This is a genomic window from Telluria aromaticivorans (genome assembly GCF_013003915.1).
Classification (GTDB): Bacteria; Pseudomonadota; Gammaproteobacteria; order Burkholderiales; family Burkholderiaceae_D; genus Telluria; species Telluria aromaticivorans.
On the sequence record NZ_JABAIV010000009.1, the window covers coordinates 117,330 to 141,452 of the forward strand.

General features: G+C 62.9%; 20 protein-coding genes and 1 pseudogene. 3 read left to right on the plus strand and 18 right to left on the minus strand.

From position 1 onward, the window contains the following. Nucleotides 1–83 precede the first annotated feature (83 nt). Together pilB and HGB41_RS20505 are read left to right on the plus strand one after the other, a co-directional pair. The gene (gene pilB / locus HGB41_RS20500) at nt 84–1,811 is read left to right on the plus strand and encodes a type IV-A pilus assembly ATPase PilB (protein WP_171087946.1); all 1,728 of its coding nucleotides are present in this window, start codon (nt 84–86) and stop codon (nt 1,809–1,811) included. Between the two features lie 10 nt (nt 1,812–1,821). After that, a complete protein-coding gene (locus HGB41_RS20505) occupies nt 1,822–3,057 on the plus strand; it encodes a type II secretion system F family protein (protein WP_171087947.1) in 1,236 nt (411 codons plus the stop codon). 187 nt (nt 3,058–3,244) lie between these two features. Here HGB41_RS20505 and HGB41_RS20510 read toward each other — a convergent pair whose 3' ends face one another. From HGB41_RS20510 to HGB41_RS20595, 18 genes and pseudogenes are all read right to left on the minus strand, one after another. Further along, nucleotides 3,245–4,396, minus strand: coding sequence for a sensor histidine kinase (locus HGB41_RS20510; RefSeq protein WP_171087948.1), 1,152 nt, complete (start codon nt 4,394–4,396; stop codon nt 3,245–3,247). Nucleotides 4,397–4,805: 409 nt separating this feature from the next. Beyond that, nucleotides 4,806–5,612 carry a c-type cytochrome gene (locus tag HGB41_RS20515; RefSeq protein WP_171087949.1) on the minus strand — a complete coding sequence of 269 codons (807 nt, stop codon included), beginning with the start codon at nt 5,610–5,612 and terminating at the stop codon, nt 4,806–4,808. After that, nucleotides 5,612–7,231: a cbb3-type cytochrome c oxidase subunit I gene (locus tag HGB41_RS20520; protein ID WP_171087952.1), complete on the minus strand. Its 1,620-nt coding sequence runs from the start codon at nt 7,229–7,231 to the stop codon at nt 5,612–5,614. The genes HGB41_RS20515 and HGB41_RS20520 overlap by 1 nt, the downstream gene beginning before the upstream one ends. Continuing rightward, a complete protein-coding gene (locus HGB41_RS20525; RefSeq protein ID WP_171087954.1) occupies nt 7,218–7,805 on the minus strand; it encodes a cupredoxin domain-containing protein in 588 nt (195 codons plus the stop codon). Before HGB41_RS20525 ends, HGB41_RS20520 begins: the two co-directional genes overlap by 14 nt. Continuing rightward, entirely contained in the window at nt 7,802–7,981 is a 180-nt protein-coding gene (locus HGB41_RS20530; RefSeq protein WP_171087955.1) for a hypothetical protein, read from the minus strand. Before HGB41_RS20530 ends, HGB41_RS20525 begins: the two co-directional genes overlap by 4 nt. Before the next feature lie 2 nt (nt 7,982–7,983). Beyond that, on the minus strand, nt 7,984–9,186 hold the full coding sequence (locus HGB41_RS20535) for a c-type cytochrome (protein WP_229423148.1): 1,203 nt from the start codon (nt 9,184–9,186) through the stop codon (nt 7,984–7,986). Nucleotides 9,187–9,276: 90 nt separating this feature from the next. Beyond that, nucleotides 9,277–9,999 carry a c-type cytochrome gene (locus tag HGB41_RS20540; RefSeq protein ID WP_171087959.1) on the minus strand — a complete coding sequence of 241 codons (723 nt, stop codon included), beginning with the start codon at nt 9,997–9,999 and terminating at the stop codon, nt 9,277–9,279. A 600-nt stretch (nt 10,000–10,599) separates the two neighbouring features. Next, nucleotides 10,600–11,126 (minus strand): annotated as a pseudogene (locus tag HGB41_RS20545) (integrase core domain-containing protein); the annotation flags it as partial. A gap of 360 nt (nt 11,127–11,486) precedes the next feature. Beyond that, a complete protein-coding gene (gene kdpE, locus HGB41_RS20550; protein WP_171088055.1) occupies nt 11,487–12,188 on the minus strand; it encodes a two-component system response regulator KdpE in 702 nt (233 codons plus the stop codon). Further along, complete coding sequence (gene kdpD, locus HGB41_RS20555) at nt 12,188–14,896, minus strand: two-component system sensor histidine kinase KdpD (protein ID WP_171087961.1); 2,709 nt, start codon at nt 14,894–14,896, stop codon at nt 12,188–12,190. Before kdpD ends, kdpE begins: the two co-directional genes overlap by 1 nt. 22 nt (nt 14,897–14,918) lie before the next feature. Further along, nucleotides 14,919–15,497: a potassium-transporting ATPase subunit KdpC gene (kdpC, locus tag HGB41_RS20560; RefSeq protein WP_171087964.1), complete on the minus strand. Its 579-nt coding sequence runs from the start codon at nt 15,495–15,497 to the stop codon at nt 14,919–14,921. 13 nt (nt 15,498–15,510) lie between these two features. Next, entirely contained in the window at nt 15,511–17,610 is a 2,100-nt protein-coding gene (gene kdpB, locus HGB41_RS20565) for a potassium-transporting ATPase subunit KdpB (RefSeq protein ID WP_171087966.1), read from the minus strand. Nucleotides 17,611–17,644: 34 nt separating this feature from the next. Next, on the minus strand, nt 17,645–19,450 hold the full coding sequence (gene kdpA / locus HGB41_RS20570) for a potassium-transporting ATPase subunit KdpA (protein ID WP_171087967.1): 1,806 nt from the start codon (nt 19,448–19,450) through the stop codon (nt 17,645–17,647). Next, on the minus strand, nt 19,450–19,578 hold the full coding sequence (gene kdpF, locus HGB41_RS23995; RefSeq protein WP_212761042.1) for a K(+)-transporting ATPase subunit F: 129 nt from the start codon (nt 19,576–19,578) through the stop codon (nt 19,450–19,452). The genes kdpA and kdpF overlap by 1 nt, the downstream gene beginning before the upstream one ends. A gap of 149 nt (nt 19,579–19,727) precedes the next feature. Continuing rightward, nucleotides 19,728–20,477, minus strand: a complete 750-nt coding sequence (locus HGB41_RS20580) for a TorF family putative porin (RefSeq protein WP_171087968.1) — start codon at nt 20,475–20,477, stop codon at nt 19,728–19,730. A 49-nt stretch (nt 20,478–20,526) separates the two neighbouring features. After that, complete coding sequence (locus tag HGB41_RS20585; protein WP_171087969.1) at nt 20,527–21,165, minus strand: hypothetical protein; 639 nt, start codon at nt 21,163–21,165, stop codon at nt 20,527–20,529. Then, nucleotides 21,162–21,473 carry a hypothetical protein gene (locus HGB41_RS20590; protein WP_171087970.1) on the minus strand — a complete coding sequence of 104 codons (312 nt, stop codon included), beginning with the start codon at nt 21,471–21,473 and terminating at the stop codon, nt 21,162–21,164. The genes HGB41_RS20585 and HGB41_RS20590 overlap by 4 nt, the downstream gene beginning before the upstream one ends. A gap of 166 nt (nt 21,474–21,639) precedes the next feature. Then, complete coding sequence (locus HGB41_RS20595; RefSeq protein ID WP_171087971.1) at nt 21,640–23,046, minus strand: hypothetical protein; 1,407 nt, start codon at nt 23,044–23,046, stop codon at nt 21,640–21,642. A 204-nt stretch (nt 23,047–23,250) separates the two neighbouring features. Here HGB41_RS20595 and HGB41_RS20600 point away from each other — a divergent pair, with 204 nt between their 5' ends. After that, nucleotides 23,251–24,123 (plus strand): prepilin peptidase, encoded by an 873-nt coding sequence (locus HGB41_RS20600; RefSeq protein ID WP_171087972.1) that lies wholly within the window; start codon nt 23,251–23,253, stop codon nt 24,121–24,123.

Sequence of the window (24,123 nt, forward strand, 5' to 3'; positions counted from 1 at the left end):
AAATTTGATGCCTGTAGGCATCATCCAAAGAATCCTTCCCGCATTGTTTTCCCTTTTCCGGCCCTTCCTTTTCCACGGCGCATATGGCAGCAGTCCTCCCCAACACGACCACCGGCACGCAGATGTCCGGACTGGCGCGTGCGCTCGTCCAGGCCAGCCGGTTGAGCGTGGGGCAGGCTGACGCAGTGCAAAAGAAGGCGACGGCCGACAAGACTGCCTTCATCGACGCCCTGCTCGAGAGCGGCATCATCGATCCGGGCAGCTTAGCAAGCTTCTGCGCCGAGACCTTCGGCTACCCGCTGCTCGACCTCTCGAGCTTTGCGCCGGAGGCCTTCCCGCTGGCCGCGATCGACGCCAAGCTGATGCAGGCGCAGCGCGTCATCGCGCTGGCCAAGCGCGGCAACAAGATGTCGGTGGCGCTGTCCGACCCGACCAACACCCAGGCCCTGGACCAGATCAAGTTCCAGAGCGAGGCTTCGGTGGAACCGGTGATCGTGGCCCACGACACCCTGCTCAAGCTGCTGGCGGGGCTGGCCAAGAGCGCCGAGCAAAGCCTGAACGACCTGGCCGGCGAAGAAGCGGAAATCGAATTCGCCGAAGAAGAGGCGCAGGCGCTGGCGCCGCCCGACGCGACCAACGATGTCGAAGACGCGCCGATCGTGCGCTTCCTGAACAAGATTTTGATGGATGCGGTGCAGATGGGCGCCTCGGACATCCACTTCGAGCCCTACGAAAAATACTACCGCATCCGGCTGCGCGTGGACGGCGTGCTGCGCGACCATGCCTCGCCGCCGCTGTCGATCCGCGAAAAGCTGGTCTCGCGCATCAAGGTGCTGGCCAAGCTCGACATCTCGGAAAAGCGCGTCCCGCAGGATGGCCGCATGCGCCTGGTCATGGGCCCGACCCGCACCATCGACTTGCGCGTCTCGACCCTGCCGACGCTGTTCGGCGAGAAGACGGTCATGCGTATCCTGGACGCCACCCAGGCGCAGATGGGCATCGACGCGCTGGGCTACGACCCGGACCAGAAGGCGCTGCTGCTGGACGCGATCTCGCGTCCCTACGGCATGGTGCTGGTGACCGGCCCGACCGGTTCCGGCAAGACCGTGTCGCTATATACCTGCCTGAACGTGCTGAACAAGCCGGGCATCAACATCTCGACCGCGGAAGACCCGGCCGAAATCAACCTGCCGGGCGTGAACCAGGTCAACGTCAACGACAAGGCCGGCCTCACCTTCCCGGTGGCCCTGAAATCCTTCCTGCGCCAGGATCCCGACATCATCATGGTCGGCGAGATCCGCGACCTGGAAACTGCCGACATCGCGATCAAGGCCGCCCAGACCGGCCACATGGTGTTCTCGACCCTGCACACCAACGATGCGCCGTCGACGCTGACGCGCCTGATGAACATGGGCGTGGCGCCCTTCAACATCGCCTCGTCGGTGATCCTGATCACGGCCCAGCGCCTGGCGCGCCGCCTGTGCACCTGCAAGCAGCCGCTCGACACCCCGCGCGAAGCGCTGGCCGCGGCCGGCTACCGCGAGGCCGACCTCGACGCCGGCTGGAAACCCTATGGCCCGGTGGGCTGCGACCGCTGCCTGGGTTCCGGCTACAAGGGCCGCGTCGGCATCTACCAGATCATGCCGATCACGCCTGCGATCGAGGCCTTGATCCTTGCGCACGGCAATTCGATGCAGATCGCCGCCCAGGCCGAGAAGGAAGGCGTGAATTCGCTGCGCCGCTCGGGCCTGATGAAAGTGAAACAGGGACTGACCAGTCTCGAAGAAGTGCTCGGCTGCACCAACGAATAGGCGAATTACTATGGCAACCTCCCTACAACCCCGGAGCCGCGGCGGCGCGCAGGTCAAGGAATCGGTCTACGCCTGGGAAGGCAAGGACAAGACCGGCAAGACCGTGCGCGGCGAACTGCGTGCCGGCGGCGAGGCGATCGTCAACGTCACGCTGCGGCGCCAGGGCATCCTGGTCACCAAGGTCAAGAAAAAAGCCTACCGCAGCGGCAAGAAGATCACCGACAAGGACCTGACCCTGTTCACGCGCCAGCTGGCGACCATGATGAAGGCCGGCGTGCCGCTGCTGCAGGCCTTCGACATCGTCGGCAAGGGCCATGGCAACCCATCGATGTCCAAGCTGATCATGGACCTGCGCAACGACGTCGAGACCGGCACCAGCCTGAACAACGCCTTCCGCAAATACCCGCTGTATTTCGACCCGCTGTTCTGCAACCTGGTGGGCGCCGGCGAACAGGCCGGCATCCTGGAAGACCTGCTCACCCGCCTGGCGATCTATAAAGAGAAGACGCTGGCGATCAAGGCCAAGATCAAATCGGCCCTGATGTACCCGGTCTCGATTATCGCGATCGCTTTTGTCGTCACGGCCGTGATCATGATCTGGGTGGTCCCGGCCTTCAAGGAAGTCTTCAAGACCTTCGGCGCCGACCTGCCCGCCCCGACCCTGATCGTGATGGCGATCTCGGAATTCTTCGTCACCTGGTGGTATTTGATCTTCGGCTCGATTTTCGGCGGCCTGTACTTCTTCTTCCAGACCTGGCAACGCTCGCTCAAGATGCAGCAGGCGATGGACCGCATCCTGCTGCGCCTGCCGATCTTCGGCGCAGTGATCCGCAAGGCCACCATCGCGCGCTGGACCCGCACCCTGTCGACCATGTTCGCCGCCGGCGTGCCGCTGGTGGAAGCCCTAGACTCGGTCGGCGGCGCCTCCGGCAACGCGGTTTACCTGGAAGCGACCCGCAAGATCCAGAACGAAGTCAGCACCGGCACCAGCCTGACGCTGTCGATGCAGAATGTGAACGTGTTCCCGAACATGGTGATCCAGATGGTGCAGATCGGCGAGGAATCCGGCTCGCTCGACGCCATGCTGGGCAAGGTGGCCGACTTCTTCGAAGAGGAAGTCGACGAAGCGGTGGCGGGGCTGTCCTCGCTGATGGAGCCGCTGATCATGGTGATCCTGGGCGTGCTCATCGGCGGCCTGGTGATTGCGATGTATATGCCGATCTTCAAGCTCGGTTCGGTGGTGTAGGCGCTCTGGCTGGCCAGATTCATAAGGTCATGTGAATCTGCGCCAGTTTTCCCAAGCAATGGGATCGAAGCCTTGAAACGGTCAAATACACGGCGTCTGGAGCGTCTGGCGCACAAGCGCGGAAAAGTGCAACACGGCGTCACGCGCAACAACACATTTCTTGCGCCTGAACGCAGCGCCGGCTTGCTTACGACACAGTCAGCTGCTTGCTGGCTTCTTCTATGAAAGGTCGGCAGTCGACTGGAATGTCGATAATAAATGTCGTACCCAATTCTGGCGAACTGTCTACCGAAACACTGCCGCCATGGCTCTCCCCAACCGCTTTCACGAACGGCAGACCAATGCCCCAGCCCGTCGCTGATAGCGGCCCCGATTCGCGGCGAAGATATTCGAAGATCCGGTCGTGCTGCTCCTCGGGAATCGCATTACCTTCATTGTGGACGCTGAGCATTAATCGGCCACGCGTCTGGCACGCCATGATCTTGACGGTATTGCGGTCACCATACTTGAACGCGTTGTTGATCAAATTTTCCACGGCGCGACGCAACGATGCACGGCACCAATAACCCATCACCGGCTCGCTGGACATGTCGACCATGACGTCGTTGTCGTGGACGTGGGAGTATTGCTCTCGCATTTCCTGGATCAAGTCGAGGATATCGAATCGGGTCAGGTGCAGGGGAATTTTCGCCGCGCCTTGAAAGGTCAGCGCGTCGAGCAGTTCCGCCATCATTTTTTCGATCCGGTCCGTGTTCGATTCGATCTTGGACGCGACATGTCGGACCATCGATAAATCAGATGTGATCTGGAGGAGCTGGGCGCCATGGGCAACCACCGACAGCGGCGTGCGCATGTCATGGGATAAGGCCGCGGCCACCTTGTGTCGCAGCTCCTCATGAATACGCGTGAACGAGCGAATCGCCTCGCGTGTCGCGGAGTTGATCGATCCGTCGATCACGGCCCACTCGGCCTCGCCTAGTGCCACCCGGCCTCTTGCCACAACCGCGATCGATTCGCGAAGAATCTGGTATTCATGAACAACCTGGTCAGGTCCGAACGGCGTCATGCGCGCACGCTCACTTCCGTGGACACCGGCCGCGTTCGTATAGCTCGATCCTTGTTCACGAGGGTGATCCGGGCTCAAGGCTTCCGCGATGTTGTCGAAAAACGCTGGAAGCGTATTGGTCAGCACCGGGCGCAGCAGGTTTCTGGCGCCGTCGACGCGCGCGCGTACTTCCCGTTCCCAATGATCCATCACCGCATCGCGGATCGCGATGAACTGCAGCCCGGTCGGCGAAATGCCGTGCCCGTGGGAATTTTGGTCAGTCGCCAATGTCATGCTGTTCTCTCAGAGGAGCCGCGCCAACGTTGCCACAACGTCAGCTTTGTTCGGGCGTTGTTGTTCAGTTCGTGCGCCGGGCGGCGCAAAGTGGTAGTACAGATCGGCAGGAAAATCAGCAGGAGGTTGCTAATCCTCATTATATATTGGGGGCGAGAAGGCATGAAACGGACAGTTGCTCTCGCCAGGAAAAATGATGCTGATGTGGCGCGACCGCAACTCGCATCGCATCCGAAAATCGACGATTTTTTGCGGAAAAAAACGACCGCGAGAGCGCGATGAAGGACCGTACCTCGGAGGCAGCTACCGCAGGAGTGAGTGGGAATCTATACCATGGGCGGCGCTTGCCGCGCATCGCTGTTAACGTCTGACGCCTGAACCAGCAAGGCTGCCAGGCCGGTCAGCCGGATCATATACCCGCGGCGGCAGCCTTGCGGGCGTAGAAAGCCGACACCGTCTCGATTTCTTCCGCGCTCATGCTTCGCGCGACGTTCCGCATCTGCTGCTGCCCGTCGTTGCGGCGGCGTCCTTCCTTGAACGCCTGCAACTGCTGCACGAGGTATTGCTTCGGCATCCCTTCAAGCCAGGGTGCGCCCAGCTTTTGATCGACTCCGCCATGGCAGGAAATACACGGCGCGATGTTTCTCATGGGGTCGCCGACGCGTACGAGTGCCGGCAGTGTCTCGCCGTACATGGTTGGCGCCGTACGCGCCTTTGGCAGGCTGGCGTAATAGGCTGCCAGGTCGCGCATGTCCTGGTCCTCCAGGTTGATCGACAATGCCTCCATGATGGGGTTGGCGCGCTGACCGTTCTTGTAGTCGAGCAGTTGCTTGTGTATGACTTCAGGATATTGCCCGGCCAGATTAGGCGCATCGGACCTGCTCATCCCTTGTGCCCCGTGACACATCGTGCAATTCAGTGCAAGCGTGGCGCCGCGGCCGACGGACGCGGACGACGCCTGCCTTCCCATCTCCGGCAGCAGCACGACGTTCGTGGAAATGAGCGGGGCCTTTTGGTCGGTGCTGGCCAGCCACTTGCTGGGCACCCCGGCAGCCCGGCAGATGCTGTCCCACAGGCCCTGGGCCCGGAAGTCCGCCTGTGCCGACGGAAGCAGTCCGAAGCCGACGAAAACAGACGCGGCGGTCAGGCCGGCAAGGGCCATGACACTGACCCAGGTCCACCGGTTCTTGCGGGAGAAAAATCCATGTTCGCGCATTACCGCTCTCCGACTGGGATGATGGGAACCGACGCCTCCGGCGTCAGCGCGAGCTGCACGATGGGATATCCATAGTTGACGACAGTGAGCGCGATCATCATGGCGACCCAGAGGCCGAGGCTGTTCAGAACGGCAGGAGGTTTTGTACCGGGATGAACGGCCTTGCTGAACGAAAATTCGGGCACGGAGGCGGATTGGGTCTTGGCAGCGGCTAGGAGGTACAGGAACAGCGCCGCGGAAATGACCAGCAGCAAACCGCCGAAGGTCGAAATCGTGACCGTGATCGCCTGGGGCGCCAGTGCCGGATGCGTGTAGTCGTAATAGGCCATGCGGCGCGGCGCACCGAGCAGGCCAACCAGGTGCCACGGCATCGTCAGGATCATCATCCCGACGAACCAGAGCCATAGCTGTGTCCTGACCAGCCTGGCGGAAAACGGGGCGGAATTGCGCAGTTGGGGCCACAATTCGTACGCGACCATGAAATACATGATCACGATCGCGCCTGCGAAAATCAAGTGGAAGTGGCCGGTGACCCACTGCGTGTTGTGGATGGATTCGTTAAGCTGATAGCTCATGTTGATGATGCCGCCGGCGCCGCCAAACCCCAGCATGATGAACGCGAAGGTCACCGCGAGCATCATTGGATTGTCCCAGGGTAAGGCCTTGACCCATCCGAACGGTCCCTTCCCGCCCCGCAGGCGGCCAACCACCTCGGCCGATGCGACGATGGTGAAGACAGTTAATAGCGTCGGTATCGACACCATCGCCGTCATGGCCGCGTGGACGAACTTGAAGCCGGCACCGACCTGGGGGTCGGCGAACAGGTGGTGTATACCGATTGGCATCGAAAATACGAGGAACAGCGCGAATGCCACTCGACCCATCGTGTCGCTGTACAGCCGCCCGCCGATGGCTCTGGGAAACAACGTATAAAACGCGATGTATGCAGGCATCAGCCAGAAATACACGATGGCGTGCAGCGTCCAGGAAAAGAATACGCGGGCGAGGCCGGCGTTGATGGTGTCCGTGAATCCCAGTGAGGCAGGCAGGATGAGCGTCAGGATTTCAACCGATGCGCCCACAGAGGTCCAGGCCCAGAGATAAGCACCAGCAACATTGCCGTACATTGCTAACGGGACAGTAGCGCCAGGCGACTCTTTCTTCCAGGCATACAAGTTAATGGACATCAGGGCGACCCAGATCCACGAACCGACGACGACCAGCACCACCCCGAGGTAATAGAAGCTGCTGGCGATCATTGGCGGGTAGAAGGTATACAGTACCGAGGCCTTGCCCAGTGCGGTCGTCACCGCGGCCATCAGCGTTCCGGCAATGACCAGCCAGAAGCCTGCCCAGGCCCAGCGCATGCCCTTGAGCGGCCGTTTCAGTGCCAGCTCGGTGATCGCATAACCGAAGCCCATCGCGACCAGGGTTGGCAACACGTATGCCATGACCGTGCCATGTGCGGTGACCGAGCGATAGTAATGTTCGGGGTTGTTAACCCAGGGGGACAAGGGGCTGCGGACGTACATTTGCCACTCGCCCAGCAGGATGGCGGCAAAAAAGGCGATGAACGCGACCCAGAAGTGGGCCAGAACCAGTCGCTTAGCGAGATACACAGCTCAGCCTTTCTGCCGCTTTCGCTTTGGCGTAGAACTCTTCGGGAGGAAGAACCTGGACCCTGGCCCACATGGCTTCGTGTCCGGTGCCGCAGTATTCGTGGCACGGCATGAGCAGTTCGCCGGTCTTGGGAAAGGATGTCGTGAAGGTCGATACAAAGCCAGGAATGAGCATGGTGTTGGCGTTGGTGCGACCAACGACAAAGCCGTGGATGGCATCGGTGCTGGTGCCCCGGAAGGTGACGGAGAGTCCGGCCGGAACAACGATGCATTGGGGCGTGAACGAGTACTGCTGGGCGATCAGCCTGACGATGACGCGGCCATCCTGCTCGATCGATGTACCAAGATTGTTTTCGACAAACTCGCCTTTTAGGTGGAGGGTTTTTACGTCGACGGTTTCTACCCGCGAGGGCGGCATGGCCGACCAATACACACCGGTGAAGACCATCATCGCTACCAGCGAAAGAATGATCAGACCAACAATGATTGCCCAACGATGTTCCGCCGAATCGGCAACGGCTTGCGATGCGTGAGGCGCATTACCGTGCGGGTCGGCCGGCTTCGATGACGTCATTGCACTGTGCCCCTGGGAAGATATACGACGAAATAAAAGATGAAAAACATGGCGACTACAATGGCAGTGGCAAGCCCGGCTACCGCGAATGCGCCCGACGGACCATGGCTGACAATTTCGTCGATCCTTTTCTCCAGTTCGAATTCACTCTCGTCCGTTGGGATCATCGTTTTCATCCTTATTCAGGCAGTAAGATGCGCAGGTCATTGACCTGCTTTGCATTGACTGGAGTACCCGTGTTCCCCCAGGCGACGCGAATATAGGTCGTGACGGCGGCTACTTCATCGTCGTTCAGGATGTGCGAGAACGGCGGCATGCCGTGCGGACGCGGATTCTTTTTGGTGCCCGGCGGATAGCCTCCGTTGAGCACCATGCGAATGGAGTTGACAGGTGTTTCCATTGTGATGGATTGGTTCCCTGCCAGCGGTGGGTAAGCTGGCGGTTGGCCACGGCCATTGTCGCCATGGCACATGACGCATTGTGCGACGTACACTTTCCTTCCCAGCTCCATGGTTTCGGGGCTGACCAGGCGCGCCTGGCTGGTCGGCGGCGCGGACTCTTCTTTTTGCGGCAAGGCCTTTAGATAGACGGCCATCGCTTTGGCATCGTCATCCGTCATGTATTGCAGGCTGTTGAATACAACCTCGGCCATTGGACCATATACGGTCCCGCGGTGCGACACCCCGGATTGCAGCAGGTCGGTGATTTCCTTGATGGTCCAGTTTCCCAAGCCTGCTTCCTTGTTCGACGTAAGCGAAGGCGCATACCAATTCTGGTTTGGAATCATTCCGCCTTCAAAAGCTTTCGCCTCGCTTGAACCGCCAAGCGCGTTGACAGCGGTATGGCACATCGCACAATGGCCCAGTCCCTTGACGAGATAAGCGCCGCGATTCCAGTCCACCGACTGTTTCGGATCCGGCTTGTATTCACCCTCCTTGAAATACAGGGTACGCCAACCGATCAGGAGATCGCGATTGTTATATGGAAAACGCAATTCATGTTCGCGGTTTTTTTGTTTAACCGGTGTAATGGACATCAAATACGCATAAATTGCGTCTGAATCAGCCCGGGTAACCTGGGTGTATTGAGGATAAGGCATCGCCGGATACAGCAGCGAACCATTGCGCGCGAGGCCCGAATGCATCATTCGATAAAACTCGTCCGACGTCCACAGGCCAATTCCGGTTTCATCGTCCGGCGTAATATTCGGGACATAGAGCGCCCCAAATGGCGTGTGCATGGCCCTGCCGCCAGCAAAGGCAATGCCGGTTGGCTGGGTATGGCAGGCGATGCAGTCGCCAATGCGGGCCAGGTACTCGCCTTTATTGATGAGCTGGGTGGATGCACTGAGCTGTGGGGCGCCGCTGACCGGGGTAAGCATTCCTGGGCGCAGGTAATAAAAGGCCGCTGCCGCAACGACAGCAATGGCAGCCAGGATGACAACGATACGGGCACTTGTACGCATGGGGACCTACCGCTGGCTGCCACAGGCAAAGGGCATTCGGACTAAATTCGAGGGTTCCGGCGACGCATTCACCGGCGGCGTTTGATGGGCAAGGTATCCGGCCACCGCGGAGATGTCCTCGTTTGTAAGGCGGGAGGCAATGCGTTTCATGCAATCCGGCTCTGCGGCGCGCCGCTCGCCGACTTTCCACCTGGTGAGCTGGCCGACGACATAAGCGGGACGCAGGCCAGCCAGGCCGGGAATGCCTGGCTCCATGCCAGTCAGGCCGGCGCCATGACATGCGATACATGCGGGCAAACCCTTGCTCGGGTCGCCCGCGGTGACGAGCATCTGCCCGCGTGCCGCGGTGGCTGCGCTCAGCTCTGAGCGCTGTTGCGTGCTGTAGGCGGGCCTTTGGGCTGCGAAGTGCTCCGCCATTTCCTTGAGATAAGCGTCTGGAAGGTAGGCTACCAGATAGTTCATCGGTGGATAACTGCGTGTGCCGTCGCGGAAAGCGACAAGCTGGTTGTAGAGATATCCGGCGGGTTTTCCTGCAATTCTCGGGAAATAGCCGTTCGCAGTACCTTGCCCCTGCTGTCCGTGACACGTCACACAGCCCTGCACGCGTGCTTCGACCGAGTCGAGTTTCTTGAAGGCGGGCACGGCGTCGGGGGCGCGGGTTTGCGCCGCCGTGGGCGAAGTCGCACAAAGAAAAATCGCCCCAATCCAGGATATGGCAGCAAATTTCATAAATATGCTCGAATTGTACGCTTCAGGTTGTTGTGGCTATTGAAAACCCATCTGATTTGACGATTCTAATGATGTCATCCGCTGTCGCAAACGCATGGATTGGAGTCGTTTCTGAAAGATGTATACTCACTGAGTCGTGGTTCAGCTTACGCATAAACGCCTAAAATGACAATCGATCGCTAAATAATTTAATATCAAATTCCACTTCCGGGTCGCTGAAATCCAGCGTTGAGAACCCAATACTGCAAGAATTTTCGGTCGACACACGAAATCCGTCTTGCTCGCCAGTATTTTCATGTGATTAACGTTCCGTCACAATAAAGTTTCTTTGCGGACGACAATGCTTGATGATTTGCGGCATTCACAAAAGGAATAAACCTGAATAATCAGGAGTTCCCTGCTGGGGATTACACGGCACTTGAAAGGCGATTATTTTCGAAAAATAAGAACGGGACAGACAAGCTGGCAGGCGAAGGAAGCGCGACCGAGGCGGCAATTTCCAACCTTGGTGCTTGGCGGCAATTCGCTGAAATGCTGATATAGAAACGCTGAGCTCCTACAGCGGCCTCGCTGGATTCCGGTGGGCGACTCTAGCCGCCCCTAGTTGTCAAGACCCGCTTGGTTATACACGCGTTTAGTGAACAATTCCGGGCGTTTGGCTTGCCAATCCTTGGCCTGGATCGGCGTCTGATGCTTTGATGCCCGCTGTGGGATGTTGTGGTTGTAGATCTTGACGTAGTTGCGCAGCGTCGATTCAAGCTCGGTGGCCGAGCCGAAACGGGTCTGGTTGACGATATCGCTGATACGGCCGTTGAAACGCTCGACCATGCCATTGGTCTGTGGATGACCTGGCGGAATAAGCCGGTGCTCGATATCGAATTGTTTGCACAGACGGTCGAATAATGGCGCCCGCTGGGTTCCCTGTTTTTGCCATTTTCGGTAAAGCGGTCGGTGAACTGGCTGCCGTTATCGGTAAGCAGTTTGACGATCTTGACGGGGCAGGCAGCGCGCGCCTTTGCCAGGAAATCGACACTACTGCTTTCAGTCTGGTCAGCATAGATGTCGATGAATACCCAGCGCGTGGCACGGTCGATGGCGACGAACAGAGAGCGCCTTGCGGACTCGTCCGCCCGAAGCCTCGAACCTTGGTGCCAGATAGCACCTTATGTAACGCCTCGCCAAAAAACTGCGAAGCTTTGTGAGAAAAAGGACTGCGAGATACCGGACAAGCACTCGGAGATCAAGGGGAAGCTACTGCGAGATGTCGTGAGTTCCTACACGGGGGTTGCAGGTTCTCGGAATACTTCGCAGCGTCCCAGAAAATTTCGCAGTGAAGTCGCAGTAATCTCATGGTGTTCGCAGTAGTTTGCCTGGGCTTGGCAAACTACTGCACAAGCGAGATGCCAAGGACTGAACGTGGTCTCAAGGCAATGCCCGCGACCAGCCGCGTCCAATGGTGCATGCGGACACTGGGCGGAAAAAGGCGCTCACGCGGTTCCGGTCAACAGCCGGTAACCAACGCCGGTTTCCGTCAGCAAGTACTGCGGCTGGGCCGGGTCGTCTTCCAGTTTGTGACGCAGGTGGCCCATGTAAATGCGTAGGTAATGCCCGTCTTCGATGTGCGAGGGTCCCCAGACGGATCGCAGCAACTGGGGGTTCGTCACCACCCGACCCGCATTCGCGACCATGACAGCCAATAACCGGTACTCAGTCGGCGTGAGGTGCACTCCCTTGCCGCCCTTGAGGACGCGCCGGTCCTTGAGGTCGACCGTCACGTCGCCGAACCGAACCGCCTCCGCATCGCCCGTCGCCGGCTGTCGCTGGCGCCTCAGCGTTGCCCTCACGCGGGCTTGCAGCTCGCCGACGCTGAAGGGTTTGGTCAGGTAGTCGTCCGCCCCGGCATCGAGTGCCCTGATCTTGTCCGTCTCCGCTGTCCGGGCCGAAAGAACGATCACCGGGACACTCGACCATTTCCGCAGGTCGTTGATGAAGCCGATACCGTCGCCATCGGGCAGGCCCAGGTCGAGGATGACCAGGTCGGGCGCGCGTGTCCCGGCGTCGCTCAGGCCGCGCTGGACCGTTGCCGCTTCATGCACATGCCACCCTTCTTCTTCCAGCGCCGCACGTACGAAGCGGCGAATCTGTGGCTCGTCTTCAACCAGCAAGGCAAGCGGCGCGCTCTCTCTCATCATGGATTCCCTGATTCCATTTCAACATCTTGGGTAGAAGGCGGTTGTCCCAATGGCAGCGTGATGACGAATGCAGCACCGCCAAGGGTCGACCTGACATAACGGATCATGCCACCGTGCGCCTCGACGATGGTCCGGCAGATCGCCAGGCCGAGTCCGACACCGCTCCTGACGGACTCACGCTCGCCGCGGGTGAATTTCTCGAACATCTCTTCCTCGCGGCCAGGTGCGATGCCTGGACCATCGTCGGCGACCGTCAAGACGGCGCTTGCGCCATGCAGGGCAGCCGAGATGTCAATCCGCGCTCCCGGCGCCGTATATTTGGCTGCATTCTCCAGCAGGTTGCACAGCACGCGCTCGAGCAAGATGGCGTCGAAGCGCACCAGCGGAAAATCCGGTGGGATGCTGGTCGTGACCACGTGCTTGTCCAGCAGTGGCCCGGTCAAGCGCAAGGCCGTGCCCACCACCTCTTCCAGTGCCTGCCATTCGAGTTTTAGCTTGATTTCGCCGCTTTGCAGGCGCGCCATGTCCAACAGGTTTGCTACCAGGGCGCTCATGCGCAAGGCCTCGTTGTGCAGGCCCTGCGCCAGCTCGAGTTGTGAAGGAGGAAGCAAGGGCTTCGAGCGGGTCAGGGATTCGGATAATCCCACCAACAAGGTGAGTGGCGTGCGCAAGTCGTGCGACAGCGCCGCCAGCAAGGAATTGCGCAAGCGTTCAGTTTCCATGCTGACCAGGGCGCTTTGCGCAACCTCGATGTAATGTACGCGCTCGAGCGCAATCGCGGCGAGGGCGGCGAAGGTGTCGAGCTGTTCGCGCTGTTCGGGGACCAGGATCCAGCGCTGCTGCTCGGGCTCGATGGCCAGCACGCCGCGGGTGCGCATCGGTGCCACCAGCGGCAGGTAGAAATAGGGGCTTGCAGGCAGGGTGTCGGTGCCGAGGCCAGCGCTTTCGGCATGGTCATAGGCCCATTGGGCAATGCCCAGGTCTGCCGTTCCAGCGCCCTCGGGCTGCGCCGGCGCCTGCAGCTTGTCGTCCGGGCCGGGCACCAGCAGGATGGCTTTGGCGCGGAAAGTGCGCTGGATAAAGTCCCGCGTCGTGTCGAAGATCTGCTCGGTTTGCAGCGCGCCTGACAGTTCCCTGGCGAATTCGTAGAGCGCACGCGAACGGCGTTCACGGTGCGCCGCCACATGGGCCTGGAAGCGCAGGCCAGCCGTCAGGTGGCCGGTAATGAGGCCGACCGCCAGCATCACCCCGAAGGTGACCAGGTACTGCAGGTCGGACACGGCAAACGAAAAGCGCGGTGGGACAAAAAAGAAGTCGAAGCAGGCAACGCCCACGCAGGTGGCCACTACCGAAGCGCCGCGCCCCAGGCGCACGGCAACCAGGACCACGACCAGCAGGAACAGCATCGCGATGTTTGCCAGGTCCAGGTAGGGGAGCAAGGGCGTTGCCAGCAGCGCCGTCGCCAGGCTGCTGGCCGCGGCAATCGCGTACGCCATCCATGTTCGCCTGCCTCTGGCGGCAGCCTGGGCCACCGGAGCGCCAGGGGCAACGGGCGCCGGGCGGTACGCGGCATCGCCGATCTCGACCAGGTCGATATCCGGCGCCAGCGCCGCGATGCGCCGCATATGCGAGGTGCGCCACGGCCAGGTGCGGTGGCCGCGCGCCATCACGACTTTCGACAGGTTGTGCTCGCGTGCATAGTCCACGATGGCGGCGCCGATATCGGCGCCGGCCAGGATCGCCGTGCTGGCGCCCAGGTCCTTGGCCAGCTTGAGCGTCAGCAGTATGCGTTCCCGCTGCGGGGCGGGAAGGCGCTGGAGTTCGGGCGTTTCCACGTACACTGCGTGCCAGTCGACACCCAGCTGCCCGGCCAGGCGCGCAGTGCTGCGCACGACGTGCTCGTTGCCGGGCCGGGGGCCGATGCAGGCCAGCAGGGCGCCGGCGGTCTTCCAGACTGTATCGATCGACTTTTCCACGCGGTAGGCGCGCACGTCGTCTTCGACCCGGTCGGCGGTGCGCCGCAGCGCCAGTTCGCGCAGGGCGATCAGGTTGCCCTTGCGGAAAAAATTACGGGTGGCGCGCTCGGCCTGCGGCGCCTGGTAAACCTTGCCGCCCTTCAGGCGCGCCAGCAGCTCGTCGGCCGGCAGGTCCACCAGCACCACTTCGTCGGCGGCGTCGAACACGGTGTCGGGCACGGTTTCCGCCACCCGGATGCCGGTAATGCCGCCAACCACGTCGTTCAGGCTTTCCAGGTGCTGGACGTTCATGGTGGTGTAGACGTCGATGCCGGCGTCGAGCAGCTCCTCGACGTCCTGCCAGCGTTTCGGGTGGCGCGAGCCGGGCGCATTCGAGTGCGCCAGTTCGTCCACCAGGACCAGCCCGGGATGCCGCGCCAGCGCCGCGTCGAGGTCGAACTCGCCGAGCGACTTGCCGCGATAGCTCAGGGTTTTCGGCGGCAGTAATTCCAGCGTGTCCAGCATGGCGCCGGTCTCGGCGCGGCCATGGGTTTCCACCACCCCGACCAGGGGCGGGCGTCCGTCGGCCTGCAGCTTGCGCGCCGCGGCCAGCATGGCGTAGGTCTTGCCCACGCCGGCCGATGCCCCGAAATAGATACGCAGGCGCCCGCGCGCCTCCTTGCGCTCCTGGTCCTGGACCTGGGCCAGTAGCGCATCCGGATCCGGGCGCTGGCTTTCGCTTGCGAACATCGGCAGGTTTCTCCTGTGGGTGTCAGCGCACCGGCTCGGCGTCGAGTGCCAGGTTCAGCGCGAGGACATTGACCCGGGCTTCACCGAAGAAGCCGAGGGATTGCCCGACAGTATGCTCCGAAATCAGCGCCTCGACCCGGCTGCGTGCGATCTTGCGGACCGCCGCGACCCGGCCGGCCTGGTAGTGTGCCGCGGCCAGGCTGATCTCGGGATCGAGCCCGCTCGCCGAGGCCGTCACCAGGTCGACCGGCACCGGGGAGGTGTTGCCGGGGTCGGCTTCGCGCAGGGCGGCCAGGCGGCCCTCGACGGCGCCGGTCAGTGCCGGGTTCAGCGGGCCCTGGTTGGAACCGGAACTGCCGGAGGCGTTGTTGGGCATCGGCCCGGTGGCCGACGGCCGGCCCCAGAAGTAGCCGGGCGAGGTGAAGGACTGGCCGATCAGCCTTGATCCGACCATCTGGCCGTTGCGCGTCACCAGGCTGCCCGCGGCCTGGTCGGCGAAGGCCAGCTTGCCGATGCCGGTCACTGCCAGCGGATACAGGATGCCGACGATCAGCGTGAGCGCGCCGAACAGGACCAGGGCGGGACGCAGTGTGGATTTCATGAGGTTTCCTTCTTTATACGAGGTTCAGGGCCGACAACAGCATGTCGATCAGCTTGATGCCGATGAAAGGCAGGACGATGCCGCCGACGCCATAGATCAGGATGTTCCTGCGCAGCAGCGCCGCGGCGCCGATCGCGCGGTAGCGCACGCCCTTGAGCGCCAGCGGGATCAGCACGATGATGATCAGGGCGTTGAAGATCACGGCCGACATGATGGCCGAATCCGGGCTGCTCAGGTTCATGACATCGAGCGCCTTGAGCTGCGGGTAGGTGCCGACGAAGGCGGCCGGGATGATGGCGAAGTATTTCGCGATGTCGTTGGCGATCGAGAAGGTCGTCAGCGAGCCGCGCGTCATCAGCATCTGCTTGCCGATCTCGACGATCTCGAGCAGCTTGGTCGGGTTCGAATCGAGGTCGACCATGTTGCCGGCCTCCTTGGCGGCCTGGGTGCCGGAATTCATGGCCACGGCCACGTCGGCCTGGGCCAGGGCCGGCGCATCGTTGGTGCCGTCGCCGGTCATGGCGACCAGCCTGCCCTGCGACTGGTAGTCGCGGATCAGCTTGAGCTTGTCCTCGGGCGTGGCTTCGGCCAGGAAGTCGTCGACGCCGGCCTCGGCCGCGATCGCGGCGGCGGTGAGCTTGTTGTCGCCGGTGATCATGACGGTCTTGATGCCCATCCGGCGCAGCTCGGCGAAACGCTCCTTGATGCCGCCCTTGACGATATCCTTAAGCTCGACCACGCCCATGACGCGGCCGGCGTCCACCACCGCCAGCGGCGTGCTGCCGCGGCGCGACACGTCGTCGACCAGGCGCGCCATCTCGGCCGGATACGGCAGGCCCAGCGCTTCCACATGCTTGCGCACGGAATCGGCGGCGCCCTTGCGCACCTGGCGCTCGCCGATGTCGACGCCGCTCATGCGCGTGTTGGCGCTGAAGGGGATGAAGACGGCCTTGAGCGTGCCCATGTCGCGTTCGCGGATGTTGAAGCGCTGCTTGGCCAGCACCACAATTGAACGGCCTTCCGGCGTCTCGTCGGCCAGCGAGGCCAGCTGCGCGACATCGGCCAGCTGCTGCTCGGTCACGCCGGGGGCCGGGAAAAAGCCGGCGGCCTGGCGGTTGCCGAGGGTGATGGTGCCGGTCTTGTCGAGCAGCAGCACATCGACGTCACCGGCCGCCTCGACCGCGCGGCCGGAGGTGGCGATGACGTTCGCGCCCATCATCCGGCTCATGCCTGCCACCCCGATCGAGGACAGCAGGGCGCCGATGGTGGTCGGGATCAGGCACACCAGCAGGGCGATCAGCACGGTGACGCTGACCGGCTTGCCGGCGCCGGCCGCGGCCACGCCGAACATCGAGAACGGCAGCAGGCTCACGGTCACGACCAGGAACACGATGGTGAGTGCGACCAGCAGGATGGTCAGCGCGATCTCGTTGGGCGTCTTCTGGCGCTTGGCGCCTTCGACCATCGAGATCATGCGGTCGAGGAAGGTTTCGCCCGGATTGACCGCCACGCGCACCACCAGCCAGTCGGACAGCACGCGGGTGCCGCCGGTCACGGCCGAGAAGTCGCCGCCGGACTCGCGGATGACGGGCGCCGATTCGCCCGTGATGGCGCTCTCGTCGACCGAGGCCACGCCTTCGATGACTTCACCGTCGATCGGGATCACGTCGCCCGCTTCGACCAGGATGGTGTGGCCCTTGCGCAGGTCGGCGCCGGGCACCGGCAGCCAGCCCGTGCCGTGTTTTGGCGTGTCCAGTTTCTTGGCCATGACGGTCTGCTTCAGGCCGCGCAGCGATGCGGCCTGGGCTTTGCTGCGTCCCTCCGCCAGTGCTTCGGCAAAGTTGGCGAACAGGACGGTGAACCACAGCCAGACCGAGACGGCCAGGATGAAGCCGCTGTCGGCCGCGGCAGGGTCGCCGAGCGACTGGAAATACATCAGCGTGGTCAGGATGCTGCCGACGTAGACCACGAACATCACCGGGCTGCGGGCCTGGGTGCGAGGATCGAGCTTAACGAACGCATCGGCCATCGCGGGCCAGACCAGGCTGGCGTCGAACAGGGTCAGCGGCGCGCGTGACTTCGCTACCGGGGGCAGCGTTTTTGCTTGGGACATCGTGAACTCCGAATCCATGATAGTGACTTGCGAATTACTTCGAATACAGCTGGAGGTGTTCGACCACCGGGCCCAGGGCCAGGGCGGGAACATAGTTCAGCACGCCAACGAGCAGGACCACGCCAACCAGCAGGAAGACGAAGACCGGACCGTGGGTCGGCATGGTGCCGGGATTGGCCGCGAGGCGCGGCTTGGCGGCGAGCGCGCCGGCAATGGCCAGCACCGGGACGATCACGGCGAAGCGTCCGAACCACATCGCGATGGCCAGCATCGTATTGTAGAAAGGCGTGTTGGCGGACAGTCCGGCAAAGGCGCTGCCGTTGTTGTTGGCGGCGGAGCTGAAGGCGTACAGGATTTCCGAGAAGCCGTGGGCGCCGGGGTTGGCGATGCCGGCCCGGCCGACGTCGAGCATGACCGCAACCGCGGTGCCGCCCAGCACCAGCACCGGGGTGACCAGGATGGCGATCGAGCTCATCTTCATTTCATGGCTCTGGATCTTCTTGCCCAGGTATTCCGGGGTGCGGCCGATCATGAGGCCGGCGATGAAGACGGCCAGGATCGCGAACACCAGCATGCCGTACAGGCCCGAACCGACACCGCCGAAGACCACCTCGCCGAGCTGCATCAGGAGCATCGGTACCGCGCCGCCCAGCGGCGAGAACGAATCGTGCATGGCGTTCACGGCGCCGCACGAGGCCGCCGTGGTGACGGCGGCGAACAGGCTCGATGCCGCAATGCCGAAGCGGGTTTCCTTGCCTTCCATGTTGCCGCCTGCCTGCATGGCGCTGGCGCCCTGGTCGACGCCGAGCGCCGCCAGCTGCGGATGGGCGGCCTGCTCGGCGCCCATCACCACCAGGGTGGCGGCGACGAAGATCAGGCTCATGGCCGCCAGCACGGCGTAGCCCTGGCGCCGGTCGCCGACCAGGTGGCCGAAGGCGAAGCACAGGCCGGCCGGAATCAGGAAGATCGCCAGCATCTGCGCGAAGTTCGACAGCGGGGTCGGATTCTCGAAAGGATGGGCCGAATTGGCATTGAAGAAGCCGCCGCCGTTGGTGCCGAGCATCTTGATCGCTTCCTGCGAGGCCACCGGGCCCATCGCGATGGTCTGGGTGCCTGCGCTCAGGTTTTGCATGACGGCTTGTCCTTGCGCATCCTTGAGCGGCTGGCCGTCGGCGCCGGTGGCGGGCGCCGAATAGGGGACCGGATCGATCAGCTGGACTTCCTGGTAGGGAGCGAAGTTCTGGATCACGCCCTGGCCCATCAGGAAGACGGAGAGCAGCAGGGACAGGGGCAGCAGCACGTACAGCGTCGAGCGGGTCAGGTCGACCCAGAAGTTGCCGATGCTGCCGCCCGAGCGCGAGGTGAATCCGCGGATCAGGGCATAGACCACGGCCATGCCGGTGGCGGCCGACAGGAAATTCTGGCCGGTCAGGGCCAGCATCTGGGTCAGGTAGCTCATGGTCTGTTCGCCGCTGTAGCCTTGCCAGTTGGTGTTGGCGACGAAACTGACGGCGGTATTGAACGACGAATCCGGGCTGACATTGCCCAAGGACTGGGGGTTGAGCGGTAGCCATGCCTGCATGCGCTGGAGCGCGAACACGAACAGGGCGCCAATGCCATTGAAGACCAGCAGCGCGATGGCGTAGGCCTTCCAGCCCATGTCCTGTTCAGGCGCAACGCCGCCCGCGCGGTAGAGCAGGCGCTCGACGGGCGCCAGCCAGTTCAGGCCGGGCACCGCGCCGCCGTCGCCCACACGGGCCAGGATCTTGCCGAGCGGCCAGGCAAGGACGAACAGCACCGCGAGGAAGGCACCAAGCAGCGCCAGGGATTGCATGGTCATCACAGTTCCTCCGCTTTCAGCAAGGCGCGGACCAGGTAGACCAGTAGCCCCGCAGCGACGAGTGCGCCAATGTGCCAGATTTCCATTATTTTTCTCCCAGCTTGGCGCAACCCTGCGCAAACGCCCATGTCAGTGCGAAAAGCAGCACCAACGCCCCGATGTAGATTGCATCCATATCATCCCTCTTTGCAGTTCTGGTTTCAGGTGGCCAGCGTAGCGCCGGCCGCCTAAAAATGGTGTAAAGACTCGTGCCCCTTCCGTAAACAAACCGTAAAAATCAGAAGGTCTTGCTGATGGTGAGCACCAGCGCCGACTTGCCCAGGAACTTGCCATTCGCCGGCGACGCATAGGCCGTCTTGCCGGCATTGGTGCCGATGTAGGCGAGCGCGCCGGTGACGATGCCGAAGTCGCGCGTGACGCCGATTTTCCAATCGGTATAGCTGGCCGCCGAATTGTGGGCGACACGCTGGCGTCCGGCATGCAGGTTGACCACCGTGCCTTCGCCGGCCGCGAGGTTGGCGGCCAGGTCGAGGTAACCGCTGTTCTTGCTGTCGACGAAGCCGAACAGGTCGGTCACGGCGTGCGAGTATTTCACCAGGGCCGGGCCGTACGACAACTGGGCGTACAGCTCGGTCGTGTTGGCGGTGGTAAAGCCGGGAACCTTCTTCAGTCCATTCGAAGGGTAGACATAGGTCAGCACGCCGACGTCATAGCCCAGGCCAGGCAAGAGCTCGCCGCGCTTGCCGGCATACAGGTCGAGTTCGACGGAGCCGTCGCCGCCGGCGTCCTCCGTCCATTTGATGGTCGATGCCCAGGCGCCTGCATACAACCCGGAGGCGGTGTGCACGACGTCGGCGCCGCCCTGCAGCGCGGGCTGGAGCCGGGTCTGGGAGATGCCGCGGTAGCGGTAGTCGCTGGTGACTGCGGCGTTGAAGCTCAGCTCGGTCGCCGCCTTGGCCTCGTCGGCAAGCGCGTTGCCGGCAGCGAAGGTGGTGATCAAGGTTGCGGCGAGGATGGTCGTTTTCATGGTAAATCTCTCTATGGTACGTAGTAAAAAAGAACAACAAACCGGGTGCTTAGTGCGGATAGATTTCCCGGTACAGTGCGTGCATCTCTGCCGCAGCATCGGGATCGCAGGTTTCGGCATCGCATACACAGCGGCCCGAACCGTATTCATGGGAGCGGGGGTCGTGGATCATGGTTGCTGCCAGGCTTGCCGACATCACGTGCGCGACATACCGGCGCACCGTAGCCAGTTCCGGCCCGGTCGGCGGCTTGCTTCCGGCCACGACGACAAACAGCACCTTCAAGCATGGATTGGACATGCGGGCGAAGTTAAGCCGGGCAATCAAGGCATACTGCGACTCGAGATTGGCCTGCCCGGTCTCGACCGGGACGATGACCATGCGCGCGGCGATCAGCGCCGAGCGCGATTCCTGCGTGTCGCGCTCGCCGGTATTGATCAGGAAATCACTGTAGGCACTGGCCAGGCTCTCGATTTCGTGTGGCAAGAGCCGTCCCGCCAGCTTGCGCGCCGGCACCGACGGTCCCTGCCCGGCTGCGCTGCGCTCGCAGCTCCAGCCATAGGCGCTGCTGCGCGGATCGGCGTCGATCAGGCAGATCTTGCGGCCGCTGCGGGCGCGCAGCACGGCCAGGTTGGCGGCGAGCCGGCTCGCGAGCGACTGGCCCTGGGTACTGGCAATGGTGACAATCACAGGCGTACTCCCGGCAGGCCACCGGCCTGGCCGAGCCTGGCGTCCGGCATCTGGCGCGCAACCGCTTCCCGCAGCAGCGCCGCGACGGGCCGCCGCACGCACATCCAGACCTGGATCCGCGCGCTCCCACCGCACATGGCAATGCGCATGAATTCCAGCGCATCACCGCATACACGCATTGCCAACTGGCGCAAGTTAGTAACCGATGCCGCATCGACCGTCATGCGGATGATGCAGGCCTGTCCGGACTGCCCAGCCTCCATAGGCAAGCAGCGTGCACGGGCAAAAAGAGAAGAAATTGATTTCATCGCAGCTCCGTCGTCGTAAGTGATCGATGCGGAGAAGCGTATCAAGCAGGCCGTAAAGATTTTCTAAATTTCAAGGCAAGAGGTGTAAACGGGTCGTAAAGAATGCGGGTTTGCTCCTCCCCTCTACAGACCGTGTAGGGTGTCGCGCATGTTGTTTACGAGGTAGCTAGTGCAGCACCGCCTGCAGCTGCCGCGCCATCCGTCCCACCAGCGCGCGCAGCAGGAAGCTGCCCATCGCCAGCGGCCGGTGGCGGTCGGCGCCGCGCCGGCCCATGCGCTGCGGCAGGAAGAAGCGCCCGAAGGCCGACAGGCCGCCGCGCCGCAGCGTCCAGAAGCATCCCCCCGCATACACGGTATCGAAGCCATCCTCGAGGCGCAGCAGCTGCAGCGCCGTGCCCGAGAACATGGCCACATGCGCCCCGCCGCTTTGCCCACTGTTCGGTCCGCTGCCTGCCCCCTGCACGCGCGGCAGCATGCGCAGGCCATGGCGGTAGGACAGCTCGACGTTCTGGCGCAAATCGGGCAGATGCACCCGGAGCGGCTTGAGCAGGCCCACGGTTTCCAGCACCCGCGGCAGCAGGTGGGTCGCCGCCGTGACGCGTTCGCAGTAGCGGGTAAACGCGGCTTTGAGCTCGCCCAGCGAGGCTTGCGGTGGCCCCGGCAGCGGGGCCGGTCGCTTGCGCCAGCAATCGGCCCAGTGGGCGAGCGCCAGGTGGTGCGCCGGCGCCAGCGAAACCGGCGTATCGCGCTGCAGGTCGATGCTGGTGCCGGGCACCAGGAAGCGCAGCACGCCGCGCACGCCGTCCAGGCGCGGCGTCTCCAGCAGCTCGGCCGGCGACAGCCTGCCGCCATTGAGCCAGGCATTGTCGGCGCGGGCGAAGCGCGCGAACGAGGCCACCGGGACGACCAGTTTCGGCCGGAACCGTTCGACCTGCACGGCCAGGCGCTCGACCGCCGCAGCTGCCGCCGCTTCGCGTTCGGCGTAGCCCTCTGGGTTGCCGCACCAGCCCATGCTGCCGAAGCCGGTGAGCAGCAGGTCGATGCGCGGGGCGAGCTGGGCGATGCGGGGCGCAATGGCCTGGCAGCTCGCTGCAGTGGCGAGCGCGCGGTCGCCGAGGTTCAGGATGTTGCGCCCGGCGCAGCCGACCAGGCAGGCGGTATCGCCGTCGCCATTGGCGATCGCGGTCAGGCGCAGGTCGCCGGCCAGCCTCACGGTGACGCCGTCCGGGCATTCGGCCACCGGCAGCCGGTGGCGCCGCAGTTCGTCGCCGATGCGCATGTCGCGCCCGGGCCGGTAGAGGAAGGTGGCGATGCCGCGGAACTCGGCGCGGAAGCGCTTCAGGAAAGGCAGCGAGAAGCGGTCGGGTTGGGCGCGCGAACACCATATATAGACCGGCACGCCGGCGGCGCCGAGCTCCTCGATCATGCCCGCGCTGCTGGTCGAGCTGTCCACGAGGTCCCATGCGCCGTCGAGCACGGCGCCGTCGAGCCAGGGATCGGACACCAGCAGGGCGCCGTCGGTCCGCATCATGAAACAGGCATGGTTGATGAAAGTAAAGTTTGCGCGTGGCATCGCAGGCACCGGGAGTAGCGGGAAAGTCCAGCGTAGCCGCGCGCCGCGATTCACCCATGATCCCCCACAATCGGGCGCCAATGGCAGCGCGCTTCACGGCACGCTTCACGGCCGCTTCACAGGCTTCGCCAAATCGCAGGGAAACCTCTACAATAGGTTGATGTAAAGAATCTTTTCGTACCTTGTTGATCGGACCTTGCCGCCATGCCCGTGGAATCCTTCCTGTTTGCCGCCCCAGCCACCCTGGCCGCCACCCTGGTGGCTGTCCTGTTCGGGCTGCTCATTGGCAGTTTCCTGAACGTGGTGATCCACCGGATCCCGAAGATGATGCAGCGCGAGTCCGACAATTACGTGGCCCAGGAAAGCGGCAAGGAACTGCCCCATACCGGCCGCTACAACCTGATGGTGCCACGCTCGGCCTGCCCGCATTGCGGCCACCAGATCACGGCGCTGGAAAACATCCCGGTCATCAGCTGGCTGGCGCTACGCGGCAAGTGCAGCAAATGCAAGGCGCCGATCTCGCCGCGCTACCCGGCCATCGAACTGCTCACCGGTGTACTGTCCGGCCTGCTGGTCTGGACCTTCGGCAGCGGCATGGCGGGCCTGGCCACGCTGCTGTTCCTCTACCTGCTGGTGGCCATGACCTTCATCGACGTGGATACCCAGCTGCTGCCGGACGACCTCACCTATCCGCTGCTGTGGGCCGGCCTGCTGGTGAACCTGCATGGCACCTTCGTGCCGCTGCAAGACGCGGTCATCGGCGCCGCCGCCGGCTATCTCGTCCTGTGGGCGGTGTACTGGCTGTTCAAGCTCGCCACCGGCAAGGAAGGCATGGGCTACGGCGACTTCAAGCTGCTGGCAGCCCTTGGCGCCTGGCTGGGCTGGGCCATGCTGCCGACCGTCATCCTGCTGTCCTCGGTGGTGGGCGCGGTGGTGGGCATCAGCCTGATCGTGTTCGCCAAGCGCGGCCGCGACAAGCCGATCCCCTTCGGCCCCTACCTGGCGGCGGCCGGCCTGATCGCCCTGCTCTACGGCAGCCGTATCAGCGAACAGATCCAGGCCGTGGTCGCCGGCTGA